Raw genomic sequence first — 16407 nt, 5'->3', positions numbered from 1 at the left:
GGGTTTCCCGCCGGCGCATGGCAGGCTTCCAGCCTCAAGTTTTATCTGGATACCTGCTTTGCCTGAGTAACACCTGGACAAACCGGTCGGGCCGATACCCGGCATTGCCCAAGAATTTCGCAAGAAACCAGTTCCCCCAAGAGCCACAAAGAAGGTAGGACACCGTGAACCCGGTAATCAAAAAATTCCAGTTCGGTCAGTCGACCGTTACCCTCGAGACTGGCCGTATCGCCCGTCAGGCCTCCGGCGCAGTATTGGTCACCGTTGACGACGACGTCAGCGTATTGGTGACCGTAGTCGGTGCAAAACAAGCCGATCCAGGCAAGGGCTTCTTCCCTCTGTCTGTTCACTACCAGGAAAAGACTTACGCTGCCGGTAAGATCCCTGGCGGTTTCTTCAAGCGCGAAGGCCGTCCTTCCGAGAAAGAAACCCTGACTTCCCGACTGATCGACCGTCCGATCCGTCCGCTGTTCCCTGAAGGCTTCATGAACGAAGTGCAGGTTGTCTGCACCGTCGTTTCCACCAGCAAGAAGACCGATCCGGACATCGCTGCGATGATCGGTACCTCGGCTGCCCTGGCGATCTCCGGCATTCCTTTCGATGGCCCGATCGGCGCTGCCCGCGTTGCGTTCCACGAAAGCACCGGCTACCTGCTGAACCCGACTTACGAGCAGCAAGCTGCTTCGAGCCTGGACATGGTCGTAGCCGGTACTTCGGACGCCGTGCTGATGGTTGAATCGGAAGCCAAAGAGCTGACCGAAGACCAGATGCTGGGTGCGGTACTGTTTGCTCACGACGAGTTCCAGGTTGTGATCAACGCCGTCAAAGAACTGGCCGCTGAAGCTGCCAAGCCAACCTGGACCTGGGCTCCTGCGCCAGAAGCCACCGAACTGCTGGGCGCTATCCGTGCCGAGTTCGGCGAAGCGATCTCCCAGGCCTACACCATCACCGTCAAGGCCGACCGTTACGCTCGCCTGGGCGAGTTGAAGGACCAGGTCGTTGCCAAACTGTCCGGTGAAGAAGGCCAGCCTTCTTCCAGCGAAGTCAAAGCGGCTTTCGGCGAAATCGAATACCGCACCGTTCGCGAAAACATCGTCAACGGCAAGCCACGTATCGACGGTCGTGACACCAAGACTGTACGTCCGCTGAACATCGAAGTCGGTGTTCTGCCAAAAACCCACGGTTCGGCTCTGTTCACCCGTGGCGAAACCCAGGCTCTGGTTGTCGCAACTCTGGGTACTGCCCGTGATGCACAGCTGCTCGATACCCTGGAAGGCGAGAAGAAAGACCCGTTCATGCTGCACTACAACTTCCCTCCGTTCTCGGTGGGCGAGTGTGGTCGCATGGGTGGCGCTGGTCGTCGTGAAATCGGTCACGGCCGTCTGGCCCGTCGTTCGGTTTCGGCCATGCTGCCTGCCGCTGACGTGTTCCCGTACACCATCCGCGTGGTTTCGGAAATCACCGAATCCAACGGTTCGAGCTCGATGGCTTCCGTTTGCGGCGCTTCCCTGGCCCTGATGGATGCTGGTGTGCCGATGAAGGCGCCGGTTGCCGGTATCGCCATGGGTCTGGTTAAAGAAGGCGAGAAATTCGCCGTCCTGACTGACATCCTGGGTGACGAAGACCACTTGGGCGACATGGACTTCAAGGTAGCCGGTACCGCCAAAGGCGTCACCGCGCTGCAGATGGACATCAAGATCAAGGGCATCACCGAAGAGATCATGGAAATCGCTCTGGGCCAAGCCCTGGAAGCGCGCCTGAACATCCTCGGCCAGATGAACCAGATCATTGGCCAGTCGCGTACCGAACTGTCGGCCAACGCTCCGACCATGATCGCGATGAAAATCGACACCGACAAAATCCGTGATGTCATCGGTAAAGGCGGCGCGACCATTCGTGCGATCTGTGAAGAGACCAAGGCTTCGATCGACATCGAAGACGACGGTTCGATCAAGATCTTCGGCGAAACCAAGGAAGCGGCTGAGGCTGCCCGTCAGCGCGTTCTGGGTATCACCGCTGAAGCCGAGATCGGCAAGATCTACGTCGGCAAGGTTGAGCGCATCGTGGACTTCGGCGCATTCGTCAACATCCTGCCGGGCAAGGACGGTCTGGTTCACATCTCCATGCTGAGCGACGCTCGCGTTGAGAAAGTGACCGACATTCTGAAAGAAGGCCAGGAAGTGGAAGTTCTGGTACTGGACGTGGACAACCGCGGCCGTATCAAGCTGTCCATCAAAGACGTGGCAGCAGCCAAGGCTTCGGGCGTTTAATTACCCCCCGCGCTAACCGCTGAACAACAAAACGCCCCGACTGGTTCGGGGCGTTTTGCTGTGTGCAGGAAAAAACCGAGCGTGAAATTTGTTGTGGCGAGGGAGCAAGTTCCCTCGCCACAAGTTGCCGGAGTCGAAACTCAGTGCTAGGTTTAGCCCACCGCCCGTGTAGCTCAGCCGGTAGAGCAGCGCACTCGTAACGCGAAGGTCGCAGGTTCGATTCCTGTCTCGGGCACCATATCCCCCTCGGTTATTTCACCTTTCTGCTCAGGTCCTCGACGGTACGCTTGAGGTTCTCGAGTTCGCGGTCCTGATCGCTGACTTCCCGTTTCAGGCTGGAAATCTCGCTGCTGTTTGAACTGGAACTGGAGCCGCTGTTGCGTTTGAGTTCTTCAACCTGCTTGCCGAGGTTGTTGATGTCGCGCTCCTGCTCGGCCACCGTGCGCTTGAGTTCGTCGATTTCCTTGCTGCTGGAGCTTGAGCTGGAACCGCTGCTGCGCTTGAACTCTTCGATCTGTCGCGTCTGATTGTCGATCGTGTCCTGCATTTTTTTCAGATCGTCGAGGCTGTAATCGCTTCTGACGAGTACGTCTTTACCGTATTCATTGTGAATGACCGTGAGTCTGTCGCCGGAAGACGTGTAACCGCTACTCAATTCGACACTGGCCAGTGCGGTTCCCGGCAGCGCCAGGGCTCCCAGCAAGGTTGTCATCACCGTCGCGGACAGAACAGACGAAAACTTCAAAAAGCTGCGCATCACCGAGATTCCTTGTGACGTACCGATATGGCACATCGCTATGACTTCGGCGTTCAATTTATGTTCCCAAGGCCCGTTGGCTCTCGCGTACGCCGCTTTTTGTGGGAATGATGTAAAGAGCCATGTAAATCCCCAGCCAAACGTCCTATATTCGGAGCCTGCCTGAGCACCGCCCAGCAGTTTTCAGATGATCCAGAATGGTTCTGAAGGCCAGATGAACCGGGTTTAAGCCGGTTTTTGTGTCAGAGAGATCCTTGAAGATCCAGATCCATCTTCCATTCCCAGATCAGCGAGAACGCCATGACCGTTAAAGATATGACCCAGGAAGCCCGACACGAAGAGGCGCTGAAGAAGTATTTGCTCGATTCGCCCCAGCTAGCTGAAGAGATCAAGGACTTGCCCGCCGATGATCAGAAAGACCAGATTCAATGGGCGTTCGAGGACGAAGCGGAAGCCCAGGGCTTGCAGCCGTGGGAATTGACACTCAAGTACACCTCAACGCCGGAAGAGTACGAAGCAGAACGACTGAAGCTGCATAAAGAAGCGGCCGAAGTCTTGGGCGTCGAGTGGGAAGAGTACTGCGAGATGAACAATCTGGTGGTTTGAAAGCAGCTTCAAGCTTCAAGCGGCAAGCTACAAGTCAAAGCAGATTCGCTTGAAGCTTGCAGCTTGCCGCTTGTAACTGCTCCTAGAGACTCAGGCGCATCGACAGGTCGACCGCCTTCACATCCTTGGTCATCGCACCGATCGAAATGTAATCCACCCCGGTCTGTGCAATCGGCAGCAACGTGCTTTCGTTGATCCCGCCGCTGGCCTCCAGTTTGGCCTTGCCGGCGTTCAGGCGCACGGCTTCGCGCATGTCGTCCAGGCTCAGTTCGTCGAGCATGATGATGTCGGCACCGGCCGCCAACGCTTCTTTCAATTCATCCAGGCTTTCCACTTCAATCTCGACCGGTTTGCCCGGGGCGATCTTGTGCGCGGCGGCGATGGCCTGCGCGATGCCGCCACTGGCGGCGATGTGGTTTTCCTTGATCAGGAAGGCGTCATACAGGCCGATGCGGTGGTTGTGGCAACCGCCGCAGGTCACTGCGTACTTCTGCGCCAGGCGCAGCCCCGGCAGCGTTTTACGGGTGTCGAGCAGCTTGACCTGAGTCTCGGCGACGAAGTCCGCCAGGTATTGCGCGCGGGTCGCCACGCCGGAGAGCAATTGCAGGAAGTTCAGGGCGCTGCGTTCGCCGGTCAGCAGTGAGCGCGCCGGGCCTTCGAGGTGGAACAGCACCTGATTGGGCGTCACCCGTTCGCCGTCGGCAACCTGCCAGTGCACCGCCACCCGTGGGTCCAGTTGCCGAAACACGGTATCCACCCAGGCGGTGCCGCTGATGACGGCCGCATCACGGGTAATGATGGTGGCTTTGGCCAGGCGTTCGGCCGGGATCAACTGCGCGGTGATGTCGCCGCTGCCGATGTCTTCACGCAACGCACGGCGCACGTTGGCTTCGATTTCGGCGGTCAGATCGGCGAGACGTAGATTCGGCATAACGGACTCCACAAACAAAGTGGCTCGATTATAGGGCCATGTCAGCGACCAACCCAAGGCATCAGCGCGTTACGTTGGCGCTGGTGCCTGCATTTGGTCGAGTCCCTGACGTTGTCGGCGTCGGTCGTCGACTCCGAACAAGCGCCTGTTTGAGATCGGCAACCTCAAGCGCCTTAAACGCGGCAAGTGATCGCGCCCCGATGGATTATCGCGGCATACTGTGCCAACACAGTCGATGTTGAAGGAGTCGGTATGCAGTTGGACCCCGCGAGCGGTTGGTGTCAGGGTGTGCGTTTATGCCCTTCGCCCAACTTCAATGCGCGCCCCGAGGGCGAGATTTCCCTGCTGGTGATCCACAATATCAGTCTGCCGCCCGCGCAATTTCAGACCGGCAAGGTGCAGGAATTTTTCCAGAATCGTCTGGATGTCACGGAACATCCCTACTTTGCAGGGATCGCCGACCTGCGAGTGTCTGCGCACTTTCTGATTGAACGTGACGGCACCGTCACTCAGTTTGTCTCTTGTCTTGAGCGCGCCTGGCACGCCGGCGTCTCGTGTTTCCAGGGGCGGGAAACCTGTAACGATTTTTCCGTGGGCATCGAGCTCGAAGGCACGGATGATCTGCCGTTCACCGACGCTCAATACAGCGCGTTGACAGCCCTGACCCGCCAGTTGCAGCAGGCGTTCACGGCAATCACCACAGAGCGCATCTGCGGGCACAGCGACATTGCACCGGGGCGCAAAACCGATCCAGGGCCGGCGTTCGACTGGGCACGCTATCGTGCCGCCCTGGCACAAGAGGAAGGACGATGAGTTTTCTGGTGTTGCTGTTGGCGGTGTGGATCGAGAAGTTCTCGGCCCTGCGTCATCGGGTCCAGCGTGACAATGGCTGGACACACGAGCTGAACAAGCTTGAGGCCAGCCCGCGACTTTCAAACCGGCCATGGCTGGTGTTGGCGGTAATGGTCTTGTTGCCGGTGGCGTTGCTGGGGTTGCTGCTGGTCGTCATCGAGCCGGTGGCCTACGGGTTGCTGGCATTGCCGATCCATTTGCTGGTGGTGATCTACAGCCTGGGGCGCGGTGATCTGCTGGGCGATCTCGGACCGTTCCGCGATGCCTGGCGCCGGGAGGACCTGCAAGCGGCGGCCCATGTCGCCAAGCGCGATCTGGATATCTGTGCGGACAGTGGCGAGCAGTTGCTCGAGCAGGTCGAAGGGCATTTGCTGTGGGAGGCCTACCATAGCTTTTTCGCGGTGATTTTCTGGTACTTCCTGTTGGGGCCGGTCGCGGCACTGAGTTATCGACTGCTGGCGCTGGCCGAAGAACACGGGAAAACCCCTGCGCTGGTCGAGCGCGCCGGGCAACTGCGTCACGCCTTCGACTGGTTGCCGGTGCGTCTGCTGGCGGCGAGTTTGGCGTTGGTCGGCAATTTTGTCGCGGTCAGTCGGGTCATGCTGCATGAGCTGCTGAACTGGAACATCAGCGCAGCGCAATTGATCGTGAGAGTCGGGCTGGTGGCCGGTGAAATTCCGGCGCCGGTGACCGGCGCGGAAGGTATCAACAATCTGGACCGCATCTGGGCGCTGCTGCTGCGTGCGGCGGTGCTCTGGTATGCCGGGTTTGCTTTGTGGACAGTCCTGCATTAGCGGGGCCGCCGGAGCAGGCTCCCTCGCCACGGGGCGATCACTAGTCCGAAGTGCTTCGCCCTGTCGTTAACCTTAAGTTACAAAGCTTCCTGCCGATTTAAGTTATACAGAGATAGCGCCGAATAGTGGCTATCTGCCGTCTGTCTGCGCCCGCCAATAAAAAAAATAAGAAATTGAAGGGAGACATCCAGTGAAGAGCTTGCTCTATCCCGCTGTCGCACTGATGAACCGCCTGAGCTTCGGCATGAAGTTCAGCCTGATCAGCGTTCTGTTCCTGGTGCCGATGCTGGTGACCAACTTCTATCTGGTGCGTGACTCCTATCGCGAATTCCAGGGCACGCGCATCGAACTGCAAAGTCTCGACCTGTTGGGCAGCAGCCTGACGCTGCGGCGCGATCTGGAAACCCTTAACAACCTGGTGCAGATCAATGTCAGCCTCGGCCAATCCGGCAAGGCCGGCAATGTAGAGTCGAAGATCAGCGCCCTTGAGCAGAGCATTCTGACGCGCCTGCAAGGGCTGACGGCGATGACCAGCGACCCGGAGCAGGTCGCGGTGTTTGATGGCAAACGCGATGAAATGATCGCCGCGTTCCAGGCCCAGCAAACGGAAAACTCCCTGCAAAGCAAAAGTGCCTTGATCGGTAAACTGGTGGGCAGCGCGCAGATTTTCAGCCAGCTCATCACCAGCCAGTCCGGCCTCAGTCGCGACAACCAGAGCGACATGCGTCAGTTGAGCGAGCTCGTCACCCTCGTCACGCCGCGGGTCACCCAGATCCTGGGCGAAGGTCGGGCAATGGGGTCTTATTCGTTGGGGCAGGGGTTCATCAATTCGGCTTCGAGTACCCGTTTCGATGAATTGCTGGCGCAGATTGAAAAGCTCCAGGCCGAGTATGGCCTGAAGTTGCAGGATGCCCTGGGTTCCAGCAAAGCCGTACGCGAAACCCTGGCCGCACAGGCCGATAGCAGCCGGGCGTCGTTGAAGAAGGCCAGCGAGCTGTTCGAAGAACAAGTGGTTATGGCCGACACTCTGGATGCGCCGTGGCAGGGTTTTTACGATCAGGTCACTGCCCTGATGGACCAGACCTACCAACTCAATGAAGCAACCCTGAAGTATCTCGGCCCGCAGTTGCAGCAACGCCTGGACCAGAATCGTACACACATGATCATGCAGGCCGTGGCGTTGACTGTGGTGTTTGTACTGATCTTCTACCTCTACGGCGGTTTCTATGCCTCGACCCGCACCACCCTCAAACGCCTGGGTGGGGTGATGGACAAGGTGGCGGCCGGGGACATGACCGTGACCTTCAGCGCCCACAGCCGCGATGAGTTGGGTGAGCTGGGTGAGGTATTCAACGGCACGGTGAAAAAAATCCATGACCTGATCGAGCGGGTGGGGCAGACCGTCAGCGAAGTCGAGCGTCAGGCCGGGCAAGTGGAAAACGTTTCCGCGCAAAGCAACCAGGCCGTCGCCGGGCAGCGCACGCAGATCGAACAAGTGGCCACGGCGATGAACCAGATGTCGGCTACATCCCAGGAAGTGGCGCGCAGTGCCGCGGCGGCGGTGAGCAGTGCCCACAGCGTCAACGATGAGACCATCAATGGACGCGGCCTGGTGGAGTCGCAGCAAGGCAGCATTGCCGCACTGGCCAGCGAGATCGATCAATCGGTACTGGTGATCAACCAACTGGCCAGCGACAGCCAGTCCATCAGCCGCGTGCTCGAAGTGATCAAGAGCATCGCCGAGCAGACCAACCTGCTGGCGCTCAATGCCGCTATCGAGGCCGCACGGGCCGGTGAGCAGGGGCGAGGTTTCGCCGTGGTAGCCGACGAAGTCCGGACCCTGGCCAAACGAACCCAGCAATCGACCGAAGAAATCGAGCAGATGATCGCCAGGCTCCATGGTGGTGTCGGCGCAGCAGTCAAGGCCATGGGCACCAGCCATGAAATGGCCAGCGGCACGGTGGGGCAGTCGGAGAAGGTCCAGCGGGCGCTGGAAAACATCCTGGGTGCGGTCGGCATGATCGTCGACCAGAACCAGCAGATTGCCGCCGCCGTGGAGCAGCAAACCGCCGTGGCCCACGACATCGACCAGAACATCGTCGAGATCAATCGCGCCGGCGAGCGTACCGCTGAAGGTGCGCATCAGACCGAAGATGCCAGCCGGGCGTTGTCGGCCCAGGTCGTGGAGTTGAAGCAGTTGATCAGTGCATTCCGGGTCTGAAGTTCTCCTCGGGACCCTGTGGGAGCGGGCTTGCTCCGGGCGGTGATCCGACGAAAGCGATCTTTCAGTCACATTGATGTTGAATGTGCCGCCGTCTTCGCGGGCAAGCCCGCTCCCACAGTTGGCGGGTGCTGGCAGTTATGACCAGTTAAACAACTCGCAGGCATTGGCTGTACTGGCCGCGGCCAATTGTTCGGGGTTGATCGCCATGATGTCGGCCAGTGCCGCGCAGATTGCCGGCAAGTGTGCCGGGCTGTTGCGTTGGCCGGGGAACATGGCGGGCGCCATGTCCGGCGAGTCGGTTTCCAGCACCACAGAATCTAGCGGCAGCTCGGCGAGCACGCGGTGCATGCGCAGCGCTTGAGGCCAGGTCGCGGCGCCGCCAAGGCCGAGTTTGAAACCGAGCTTGATGTATTCCCGCGCCTCCTCCTTGCTGCCGGCGAAGGCGTGGATGATCCCGGCGCGTTTGAGGCGAAACCGTTTGAGCGTGGCAATCACCGCCGCATGGCTGCGCCGCACATGGATCAATGCCGGAAGATTGAAGTCCGCCGCCAGTTGCAATTGCGCCTCGAACAACGCCTGTTGGCGCTCGCGATCGAGGGATTCGATGAAGTAGTCCAGGCCGATCTCGCCCACCGCACACAGTTGCCGATGGCCAGCCAGGCGAGTCAGCCAGTCACCGAGTTCGCTCAGGTGTTGCGGGCGATGATCGTCCAGGTACACCGGGTGCAGTCCGAACGCGGCGTGCAGGTCGGGATCACTGCGCACCAGCTCCCAGACCCGCTGCCAATTGGCCTGATAAACCCCCAGCACCACGATCCGCCGCACCCCGAGGGCGCGGCTTTCGGCCAGCAGCGCCTGACGGTCGGCGTCGAAGTCCGGAAAATCCAGATGGGTGTGGGTGTCGATCAGCTCCACGGTTCAGTCCTGGCGAATACGCTGCTTGAACGTGCGCGCGATGGCTTGCACGCCGGGCCGGTAATCCGACTGCTCGATGGCTGCCAGGGCCAGCGCGAGGGCCTTGTCGGCGATCAACTGGTGTTGCTGGGCCATGGCGTTGACCGGCAGCGGCAGGAAGTCCAGCAACTGGGTGTCGCCGAATGTGCCGAGGCGCAGCGGGCGGTTTTTCAGCGGGAAGTCGTGCAGCGCATCGAACACGCCCTGAAGCAGCACGTAGGATGTGGTCACCAGGGCATCGGGCAAATGGCCCAGGCGTTGCAGCAACTCTTCCATCAGTTGTTTGCCGCACTCACGGCTGAAGGACTCGCCTTCTTCGATCAGCACCTCGCCGCTGAACCCGGCGAGCGCCTCTTTGAAGCCGGCGCAACGTTCCTGGCTGATGCTCAGCTCCGGGCGGGCGCCGATCAGCGCGATCTGTTTGGGCAACGGATCGAGCAGACTGCGGGTCAGTTGCAGACTGGCTTCGCGGTCGTCACTGATCACCGAGCAGAAATGCTCGGGTTCCATGACCCGGTCGATGGCGATGATCGGAATGCCCTTGGCCTGTAACTGGCGATAGCTGTCGTCGCCGGCCGGCAGGCAGCTGGCAACGATCAGTGCGTCGCAGCGCCGGGCGCGGAACAGTTGCAGCAATTGCCGTTCGCTGTCCGGTGCATCGTCGGAACTGGCAATCAGTAACTGATAACCCCGGGCTCGCGCACCTTGCTCCAGCAATTTGGCGATTCGCGCGTAACTGGGGTTTTCCAGATCCGGCAGAATGAACCCCAATGTGCGGGTGTGCCGGCTGCGCAAACCGGCAGCCTGTGGGTTAGGCGTGAAGCCATGTTGTTCGACGACCGCGCGCACGCGTTCGACGGTAGCGCTACTGATGCGCTGTTGTTCGGCCTTGCCATTGATGACATAGCTGGCGGTGGTGACGGACACACCGGCCAACTGGGCGATATCGCTGAGTTTCAACCCGCTGTTTCCTTGTTTTTTCGAGATTGCCTCGACATTTTCGTCAATCCTAACCGATTAAGGCAGGCGACCATTGTCGCAACGCATCCGACAAGTTGGGCTTCAAGGATGGGCCAATATCGAGTAACGTGCCAATCGATCTAGATTAAACGTTTCAGCAAGCGTATTTTCTACGTTTTAGGCGCCTTTGGCCGGTTCTGCCGTGAAACCGCCAAAAGCGATGACCAAGCGCCTAAGCTGACTCATTCAAAACAATACCTGGTGCCCCAAGGCGCCAAAAAGGAGAAAGCATGCTCGAGCTCACTGTAGAGCAGATTTCCATGGGCCAGTCGGCTGTGGACAAGTGCGCAGCGCTGCAATTGCTGGCCCGGCATCTGGTCGCCGACGGCCTGGTTGCCGAGGGGTATCTCGCCGGTTTGCAGGCGCGGGAAGCCCAGGGCTCGACCTTTCTCGGTCAAGGTATTGCCATCCCCCACGGTACGCCCGAAACCCGCGACCTGGTGTTCACCACTGGTGTGCGCCTGATGCAGTTCCCTGAAGGTGTGGACTGGGGCGATGGTCATATCGTTTACCTGGCGATCGGTATCGCCGCCAAATCCGATGAGCATCTGCGCCTGTTGCAATTGCTCACCCGCGCGCTCGGCGAGACTGACCTGGGCCAGGCCCTGCGTCGCGCCGGGTCCGCCGAAGCCTTGTTGAAGTTGCTGCAAGGCGCGCCGCAGGAGCTGGCGTTGGATGCGCAGATGATCGGCCTCGGTGTGGCGGCCGAAGATTTCGAAGAACTGGTCTGGCGCGGTGCTCGTTTGCTGCGGCAGGCCGACTGCGTGAGCAACGGTTTCTCCGCCGTGCTGCAGCAGGTTGAAGCATTGCCCCTGGGCGATGGCCTGTGGTGGCTACACAGCGAGCAAACGGTGAAGCGTCCGGGCCTGGCCTTCGTCACCCCGGACAAACCCCTGCGTTATCTCGGCCAGCCGCTCAATGGACTGTTCTGCCTGGCCAGCCTCGGTGAGGCCCATCAAGCCTTGCTCGAACGCCTGTGCGCGTTGTTGATCGAAGGGCGTGGCCATGAGTTGGGGCGCGCCACCAGCAGCCGCAAGGTTCTCGAAGTGCTCGGTGGTGAAGTGCCCGCCGACTGGCCCAGCGCGCGAATTGCGTTGGCCAACGCCCACGGTTTGCATGCGCGCCCGGCGAAAATCCTCGCGCAACTGGCAAAGAGTTTTGAGGGCGACATCCGCGTGCGCATCGTCGATGGTCACGACAGCGCCGTGTCGGTAAAGAGCTTGAGCAAGTTGCTCAGCCTCGGCGCCCGTCGTGGGCAGGTCCTGGAAATCATCGCCGAACCGGGCATCGCGGCCGATGCATTGCCTGCCTTGTTGGCCGCCATCGAAGAAGGCCTCGGTGAGGAAGTCGAACCGCTGCCGACGGTCAGCCAGGCGCGCGAAGTCGTTGCCGATATGGCCGAAGTGGTCCTTGCCCCAGTGTCAGGCAGCGTGACTCAGGCGATTGCAGCCGCCCCGGGGATCGCCATCGGCCCGGCGCATATTCAAGTGCTGCAAACCATCGATTACCCGTTGCGCGGCGAGTCCGCCGGCATCGAGCGCGAGCGTCTCCAGCACGCCCTGGCGCAGGTACGCAGTGACATCCAGGGCCTGATCGAGCGCAGCAAGAGCAAAGCCATCCGCGAAATCTTCATCACCCACCAGGAGATGCTCGACGACCCGGAACTCACCGATGAGGTCGATACGCGCCTCAAGCAGGGCGAAAGCGCCGAGGCGGCGTGGATGGCCGTGATTGAAGCGGCGGCCCGGCAGCAGGAAGCGTTGCAGGATGCCTTGCTCGCCGAGCGTGCGGCCGACTTGCGTGACATCGGACGTCGGGTGCTGATGCAACTCAGCGGCATCGAAACACCGAGCGAACCGGATCAACCGTACATTCTGGTGATGGACGAGGTCGGCCCGTCCGACGTCGCGCGTCTCGACCCCGCTCGCGTGGCGGGGATTCTCACCGCCCGGGGAGGTGCTACGGCACACAGTGCGATTGTCGCCCGGGCCTTGGGCATTCCGGCCTTGGTCGGCGCCGGCCCCGGCGTGTTGCTGCTGGCACCGGGTACGCCGTTGCTGCTCGATGGCCAGCGTGGTCGCCTGCATGTGGACGCTGACGCGGCGACCTTGCAACGCGCCACGGCCGAACGCGATACCCGCGAGCAACGCTTGAAGGCGGCTGCTGAGCGGCGCCATGAATCTGCGCTGACCACCGATGGCCACGCCGTCGAAGTGTTCGCCAACATTGGTGAAAGCGCCGGCGTGACCGGCGCGGTGGAGCAGGGTGCCGAAGGCATTGGCCTGTTGCGCACCGAACTGATTTTCATGGCCCACCCGCAAGCACCCGACGAAGCGACCCAGGAAGTCGAGTACCGCCGCGTCCTCGATGGTCTGGCCGGTCGGCCGCTGGTGGTGCGCACCCTCGATGTCGGTGGCGACAAACCGCTGCCGTACTGGCCGATTGCGAAGGAAGAAAATCCCTTCCTCGGCGTGCGCGGCATTCGCCTGACCTTGCAGCGCCCGCAGATCATGGAGGCGCAACTGCGCGCCTTGCTGCGGGCTGCCGACAACCGGCCGCTGCGGATCATGTTCCCGATGGTGGGCAGCGTCGACGAGTGGCGCCAGGCCCGTGACATGACCGAACGCCTGCGGCAGGAAATCCCGGTCGCCGACCTGCAACTGGGGATCATGATCGAAGTGCCGTCGGCGGCATTGCTGGCGCCGGTGCTGGCCCAGGAAGTCGACTTTTTCAGCGTCGGTACCAACGACCTGACCCAATACACCCTGGCCATCGACCGTGGTCATCCGACGCTGTCGGCCCAGGCCGATGGCTTGCATCCGGCAGTGCTGCAACTGATCGACATCACCGTGCGCGCGGCCCATGCTCATGGCAAATGGGTCGGTGTGTGCGGTGAGCTCGCGGCCGACCCGCTGGCGGTGCCGGTGTTGGTCGGTCTCGGGGTGGATGAGCTCAGCGTCGGGGCGCGCAGCATCGCCGAAGTCAAGGCGCGGATTCGCGAACTGGGCTTCACTCAGACTCAAACCCTTGCCCGTCAGGCCCTGGCCGTGGGCAGCGCCAACGAAGTGCGTGCATTAGTGGAGGCCCTGTAATGGCTCGGATTCTCACCCTGACCCTCAACCCGGCGCTGGACCTGACCGTCCAGTTGCCGCGCCTTGAAGCCGGCCAGGTCAACCGCAGCGATGTGATGCACACCCACGCCGCCGGCAAAGGCGTGAACGTGGCGCAAGTGCTGGCGGACCTGGGGCATCAACTGACCGTCAGTGGCTTTCTCGGCGAAGACAACCTGCAAGCGTTCGAAACTTTGTTCGCCAAACGCGGTTTTGTCGATGCCTTCATCCGCGTTCCGGGCGAGACCCGCAGCAATATCAAACTGGCGGAAAGCGACGGGTGCATCACCGACATCAACGGGCCGGGGCCGCAGGTCAGTGAAGCGGCGCAGCAGGCCTTGATCGATCGACTGGAGCAGATTGCCCCGGGGCACGATGCGGTGGTTGTCGCCGGAAGCTTGCCGTTGGGCGTCAGTGCGCAATGGTTGCAGGCGTTGATCTTGCGCTTGAAGAACCTGGGGCTGAACGTCGCCCTCGACACCAGCGGCGAGGCGTTGCGTGCAGCGCTGAAAGCGGGCCCGTGGTTGATCAAACCCAACACTGAAGAGCTGGCCGAGGTGCTGGACTGCGAGGTCGTGTCAGTCAGCGCCCAATCCATAGCGGCGGAGCGTTTGCACGCCCAAGGCATCGAGCATGTAGTGATCTCCCACGGTGCCGAAGGCGTGAACTGGTTCAGCGTCGGCTCTGCATTGCATGCCACGCCACCCAGGGTCAACGTCGCCAGCACGGTGGGCGCGGGTGATTCGTTGCTGGCGGGGATGCTCCACGGTTTGCTCAGTGCCGATACGCCTGAGCAGACCTTGCGCACCGCCACGGCGATTGCCGCGATGGCAGTGACCCAGATCGGATTCGGCATTGGCGATGCAGCGCAACTGGCGCAGCTCGAACAGGGTGTACGCGTGCGTCCCCTGACAGAACAATAAGAGGGTTTGTCATGAAGTTAGCCATCGTTACGGCCTGCCCGAACGGCATGGTCACCAGTGTGCTGTGTGCCCGGCTGCTCGATGCCGCGGCCCAGCGCCAGGGCTGGAGCACAAGTGTCGAAGTCACCGATGCCGCGCATCCCGAAAAACAACTGTCGGCGGCCATCCTCGACGCGGCCGAGTGGGTGCTGCTGGTGACCAGCGCGCCCGTGGACATGTCGCGGTTTGTCGGCAAGCGGGTGTTCCAGAGTACTCCGGCCCAAGCCCTGCAGGACGTGGAATCCGTGCTGCGGCGTGGAGCACAGGAGGCTCAGGTTTACGCCGCCGAAGAGGCCGTCGTCGAACCTGTGGCGGTTGTCCGGAACACGCCGCGACTGGTGGCCGTCACCGCGTGCCCGACGGGCGTCGCTCACACGTTCATGGCCGCCGAGGCCTTGCAGCAAGCGGCCAAGCGCCTGGGCTATGACCTGCAGGTGGAAACCCAGGGCTCGGTCGGTGCGCGCAATCCGTTGAGCGCAGAAGCGATTGCCGAGGCCGATGTGGTGCTGCTGGCGGCCGATATCGAAGTCGCCACCGAGCGTTTCGCCGGCAAGAAAATCTATCGCTGTGGCACCGGCATTGCCCTCAAGCAAGCAGAGGCGACCTTGAAAAAGGCCTTGGCCGAAGGCCAGCAGGAAAGCGCATCGAGCGTTGGCAAAACAACGGCCAAACAGGAGAAGACGGGCGTCTATAAACACCTGCTGACCGGCGTGTCGTTCATGTTGCCGATGGTGGTCGCCGGCGGCTTGATGATCGCCTTGTCGTTCGTGTTCGGCATCACCGCGTTCAAGGAAGAGGGCACGCTGGCGGCGGCGTTGATGCAGATCGGCGGCGACACTGCGTTCAAGCTGATGGTGCCTCTGTTGGCGGGTTATATCGCCTATTCCATTGCCGACCGTCCGGGCCTCGCGCCGGGGATGATCGGTGGCATGCTGGCGAGCACCCTGGGCGCCGGTTTCATCGGCGGGATCATTGCAGGTTTTCTTGCCGGTTACGCGGCCAAGGCGATCAACCGTTATGCGCGATTGCCGCAAAGTCTTGAGGCGCTCAAGCCGATCCTGATCATCCCGCTGCTGGCGAGTCTGTTCACCGGTCTGGTGATGATCTACGTGGTCGGCAAACCGGTGGCCGGGATGCTTGCCGGGCTCACGCACTTCCTCGACAGCATGGGTACCACCAACGCGATTCTGCTGGGTGTGCTGCTGGGCGGCATGATGTGCGTCGACCTCGGCGGGCCGATCAACAAGGCGGCCTATGCCTTCTCGGTGGGCTTGCTGGCGTCGCAGAGTTACGCGCCGATGGCGGCGACCATGGCGGCCGGCATGGTGCCGCCGATCGGCCTGGGCATCGCCACGTTCATTGCCCGACGCAAGTTCGCCCAGACCGAGCGCGAGGCCGGTAAGGCAGCGCTGGTGCTGGGGCTGTGCTTCATCTCCGAAGGGGCGATTCCATTTGCAGCCAAGGATCCGCTGCGGGTGATTCCGGCGAGCATCGCCGGCGGTGCGCTGACCGGTGCGCTGTCGATGTATTTCGGCTGCAAACTGATGGCGCCCCATGGAGGGTTGTTCGTGATGGCGATCCCGAATGCGATCAACCATGCGCTGCTTTATTTGCTAGCGATTGTGGCGGGGAGCCTGTTGACGGCGGTGGCGTATGCGCTGGTCAAGCGGCCGGAAGATGTGGAGTTGGCACTGGAGCCGGCCAAGGCCTAGATCAAAAGATCGCAGCCAGCTCCTACATATGAAATGCGATCCCCTGTAGCAGCTGGCGAAGCCTGCGTTCGGCTGCGTAGCAGTCGTAAATCCGGCTTGCACGATCTCTCTGACGTACCGCGAACTCTGATTTTACGACTGCTGCGCAGCCGAACGCCGCCTTCGGCAGCTGCTACAAAATGCGGATTCTGCGTGTCATGTGTGGGTCACACGGC

General features: G+C 61.1%; 12 protein-coding genes and 1 tRNA gene. 9 read left to right on the top strand and 4 right to left on the bottom strand.

The window, feature by feature from the left end; translation table 11 throughout:
• Window positions 1-164: 164 nt before the first annotated feature.
• On the top strand, window positions 165-2270 hold the full coding sequence (gene pnp / locus PMI34_RS21745) for a polyribonucleotide nucleotidyltransferase (RefSeq protein ID WP_007915263.1): 2106 nt from the start codon (window positions 165-167) through the stop codon (window positions 2268-2270).
• A gap of 162 nt (window positions 2271-2432) precedes the next feature.
• Window positions 2433-2508 (top strand) — tRNA-Thr (locus PMI34_RS0127105).
• A gap of 12 nt (window positions 2509-2520) precedes the next feature.
• Here PMI34_RS0127105 and PMI34_RS21750 read toward each other — a convergent pair.
• Window positions 2521-3027 carry a hypothetical protein gene (locus tag PMI34_RS21750; RefSeq protein WP_007988672.1) on the bottom strand — a complete coding sequence of 169 codons (507 nt, stop codon included), beginning with the start codon at window positions 3025-3027 and terminating at the stop codon, window positions 2521-2523.
• Window positions 3028-3327: 300 nt separating this feature from the next.
• On the opposite strand from PMI34_RS21750, the gene PMI34_RS21755 reads away from it, so the two are divergent.
• The gene (locus PMI34_RS21755) at window positions 3328-3633 is read left to right on the top strand and encodes a DUF6388 family protein (protein ID WP_008047438.1); all 306 of its coding nucleotides are present in this window, start codon (window positions 3328-3330) and stop codon (window positions 3631-3633) included.
• A gap of 82 nt (window positions 3634-3715) precedes the next feature.
• On the opposite strand, the gene nadC is transcribed toward PMI34_RS21755, so the two are convergent.
• Window positions 3716-4564: a carboxylating nicotinate-nucleotide diphosphorylase gene (nadC, locus tag PMI34_RS21760; RefSeq protein WP_008047437.1), complete on the bottom strand. Its 849-nt coding sequence runs from the start codon at window positions 4562-4564 to the stop codon at window positions 3716-3718.
• 252 nt (window positions 4565-4816) lie between these two features.
• Between nadC and ampD the strand changes: the two genes are divergently transcribed.
• From ampD to PMI34_RS21775, 3 genes are all read left to right on the top strand, one after another.
• Window positions 4817-5377, top strand: a complete 561-nt coding sequence (gene ampD, locus PMI34_RS21765) for a 1,6-anhydro-N-acetylmuramyl-L-alanine amidase AmpD (protein WP_008047436.1) — start codon at window positions 4817-4819, stop codon at window positions 5375-5377.
• Window positions 5374-6210, top strand: a complete 837-nt coding sequence (gene ampE / locus PMI34_RS21770) for a regulatory signaling modulator protein AmpE (RefSeq protein WP_008047435.1) — start codon at window positions 5374-5376, stop codon at window positions 6208-6210. The genes ampD and ampE overlap by 4 nt, the downstream gene beginning before the upstream one ends.
• A 190-nt stretch (window positions 6211-6400) precedes the next feature.
• Entirely contained in the window at window positions 6401-8431 is a 2031-nt protein-coding gene (locus PMI34_RS21775; protein WP_008047434.1) for a methyl-accepting chemotaxis protein, read from the top strand.
• Between the two features lie 138 nt (window positions 8432-8569).
• Here the strand turns inward: PMI34_RS21775 and PMI34_RS21780 are convergent, their stop codons facing one another.
• Together PMI34_RS21780 and cra are read right to left on the bottom strand one after the other, a co-directional pair.
• Complete coding sequence (locus tag PMI34_RS21780) at window positions 8570-9349, bottom strand: TatD family hydrolase (RefSeq protein WP_008047433.1); 780 nt, start codon at window positions 9347-9349, stop codon at window positions 8570-8572.
• 3 nt (window positions 9350-9352) lie between these two features.
• Window positions 9353-10348: a catabolite repressor/activator gene (cra, locus tag PMI34_RS21785; RefSeq protein ID WP_008047432.1), complete on the bottom strand. Its 996-nt coding sequence runs from the start codon at window positions 10346-10348 to the stop codon at window positions 9353-9355.
• Between the two features lie 290 nt (window positions 10349-10638).
• Between cra and ptsP the strand changes: the two genes are divergently transcribed.
• Genes ptsP through PMI34_RS21800 form a run of 3 tightly spaced genes read left to right on the top strand, consistent with a single transcriptional unit; the run spans window position 10639 to window position 16192 of the window.
• Window positions 10639-13500: a phosphoenolpyruvate--protein phosphotransferase gene (gene ptsP / locus PMI34_RS21790; RefSeq protein ID WP_008047429.1), complete on the top strand. Its 2862-nt coding sequence runs from the start codon at window positions 10639-10641 to the stop codon at window positions 13498-13500.
• On the top strand, window positions 13500-14441 hold the full coding sequence (gene pfkB, locus PMI34_RS21795; protein ID WP_008047427.1) for a 1-phosphofructokinase: 942 nt from the start codon (window positions 13500-13502) through the stop codon (window positions 14439-14441). Before ptsP ends, pfkB begins: the two co-directional genes overlap by 1 nt.
• An 11-nt stretch (window positions 14442-14452) precedes the next feature.
• Complete coding sequence (locus PMI34_RS21800; RefSeq protein WP_008047424.1) at window positions 14453-16192, top strand: PTS fructose-like transporter subunit IIB; 1740 nt, start codon at window positions 14453-14455, stop codon at window positions 16190-16192.
• The last annotated feature ends 215 nt before the right edge of the window (window positions 16193-16407 follow it).

It is taken from the genome of Pseudomonas sp. GM74, assembly GCF_000282455.1.
In the GTDB taxonomy this organism is placed as follows: domain Bacteria; phylum Pseudomonadota; class Gammaproteobacteria; order Pseudomonadales; family Pseudomonadaceae; genus Aquipseudomonas.
Note: the sequence above shows the minus strand (reverse complement) of the source record. Positions and strands in the feature narration are given on the sequence as shown.

Bases quoted from the DNA above. Each gene is read 5' to 3' on its own strand.
- pfkB (WP_008047427.1), top strand. From the start codon at position 13,500: ATGGCTCGGATTCTCACCCTGACCCTCAACCCGGCGCTGGACCTGACC.
- nadC (WP_008047437.1), bottom strand. From the start codon at position 4,564: ATGCCGAATCTACGTCTCGCCGATCTGACCGCCGAAATCGAAGCCAAC.
- ptsP (WP_008047429.1), top strand. From the start codon at position 10,639: ATGCTCGAGCTCACTGTAGAGCAGATTTCCATGGGCCAGTCGGCTGTG.
- ampE (WP_008047435.1), top strand. From the start codon at position 5,374: ATGAGTTTTCTGGTGTTGCTGTTGGCGGTGTGGATCGAGAAGTTCTCG.
- PMI34_RS21800 (WP_008047424.1), top strand. From the start codon at position 14,453: ATGAAGTTAGCCATCGTTACGGCCTGCCCGAACGGCATGGTCACCAGT.
- PMI34_RS21755 (WP_008047438.1), top strand. From the start codon at position 3,328: ATGACCGTTAAAGATATGACCCAGGAAGCCCGACACGAAGAGGCGCTG.
- ampD (WP_008047436.1), top strand. From the start codon at position 4,817: ATGCAGTTGGACCCCGCGAGCGGTTGGTGTCAGGGTGTGCGTTTATGC.
- PMI34_RS21750 (WP_007988672.1), bottom strand. From the start codon at position 3,027: ATGCGCAGCTTTTTGAAGTTTTCGTCTGTTCTGTCCGCGACGGTGATG.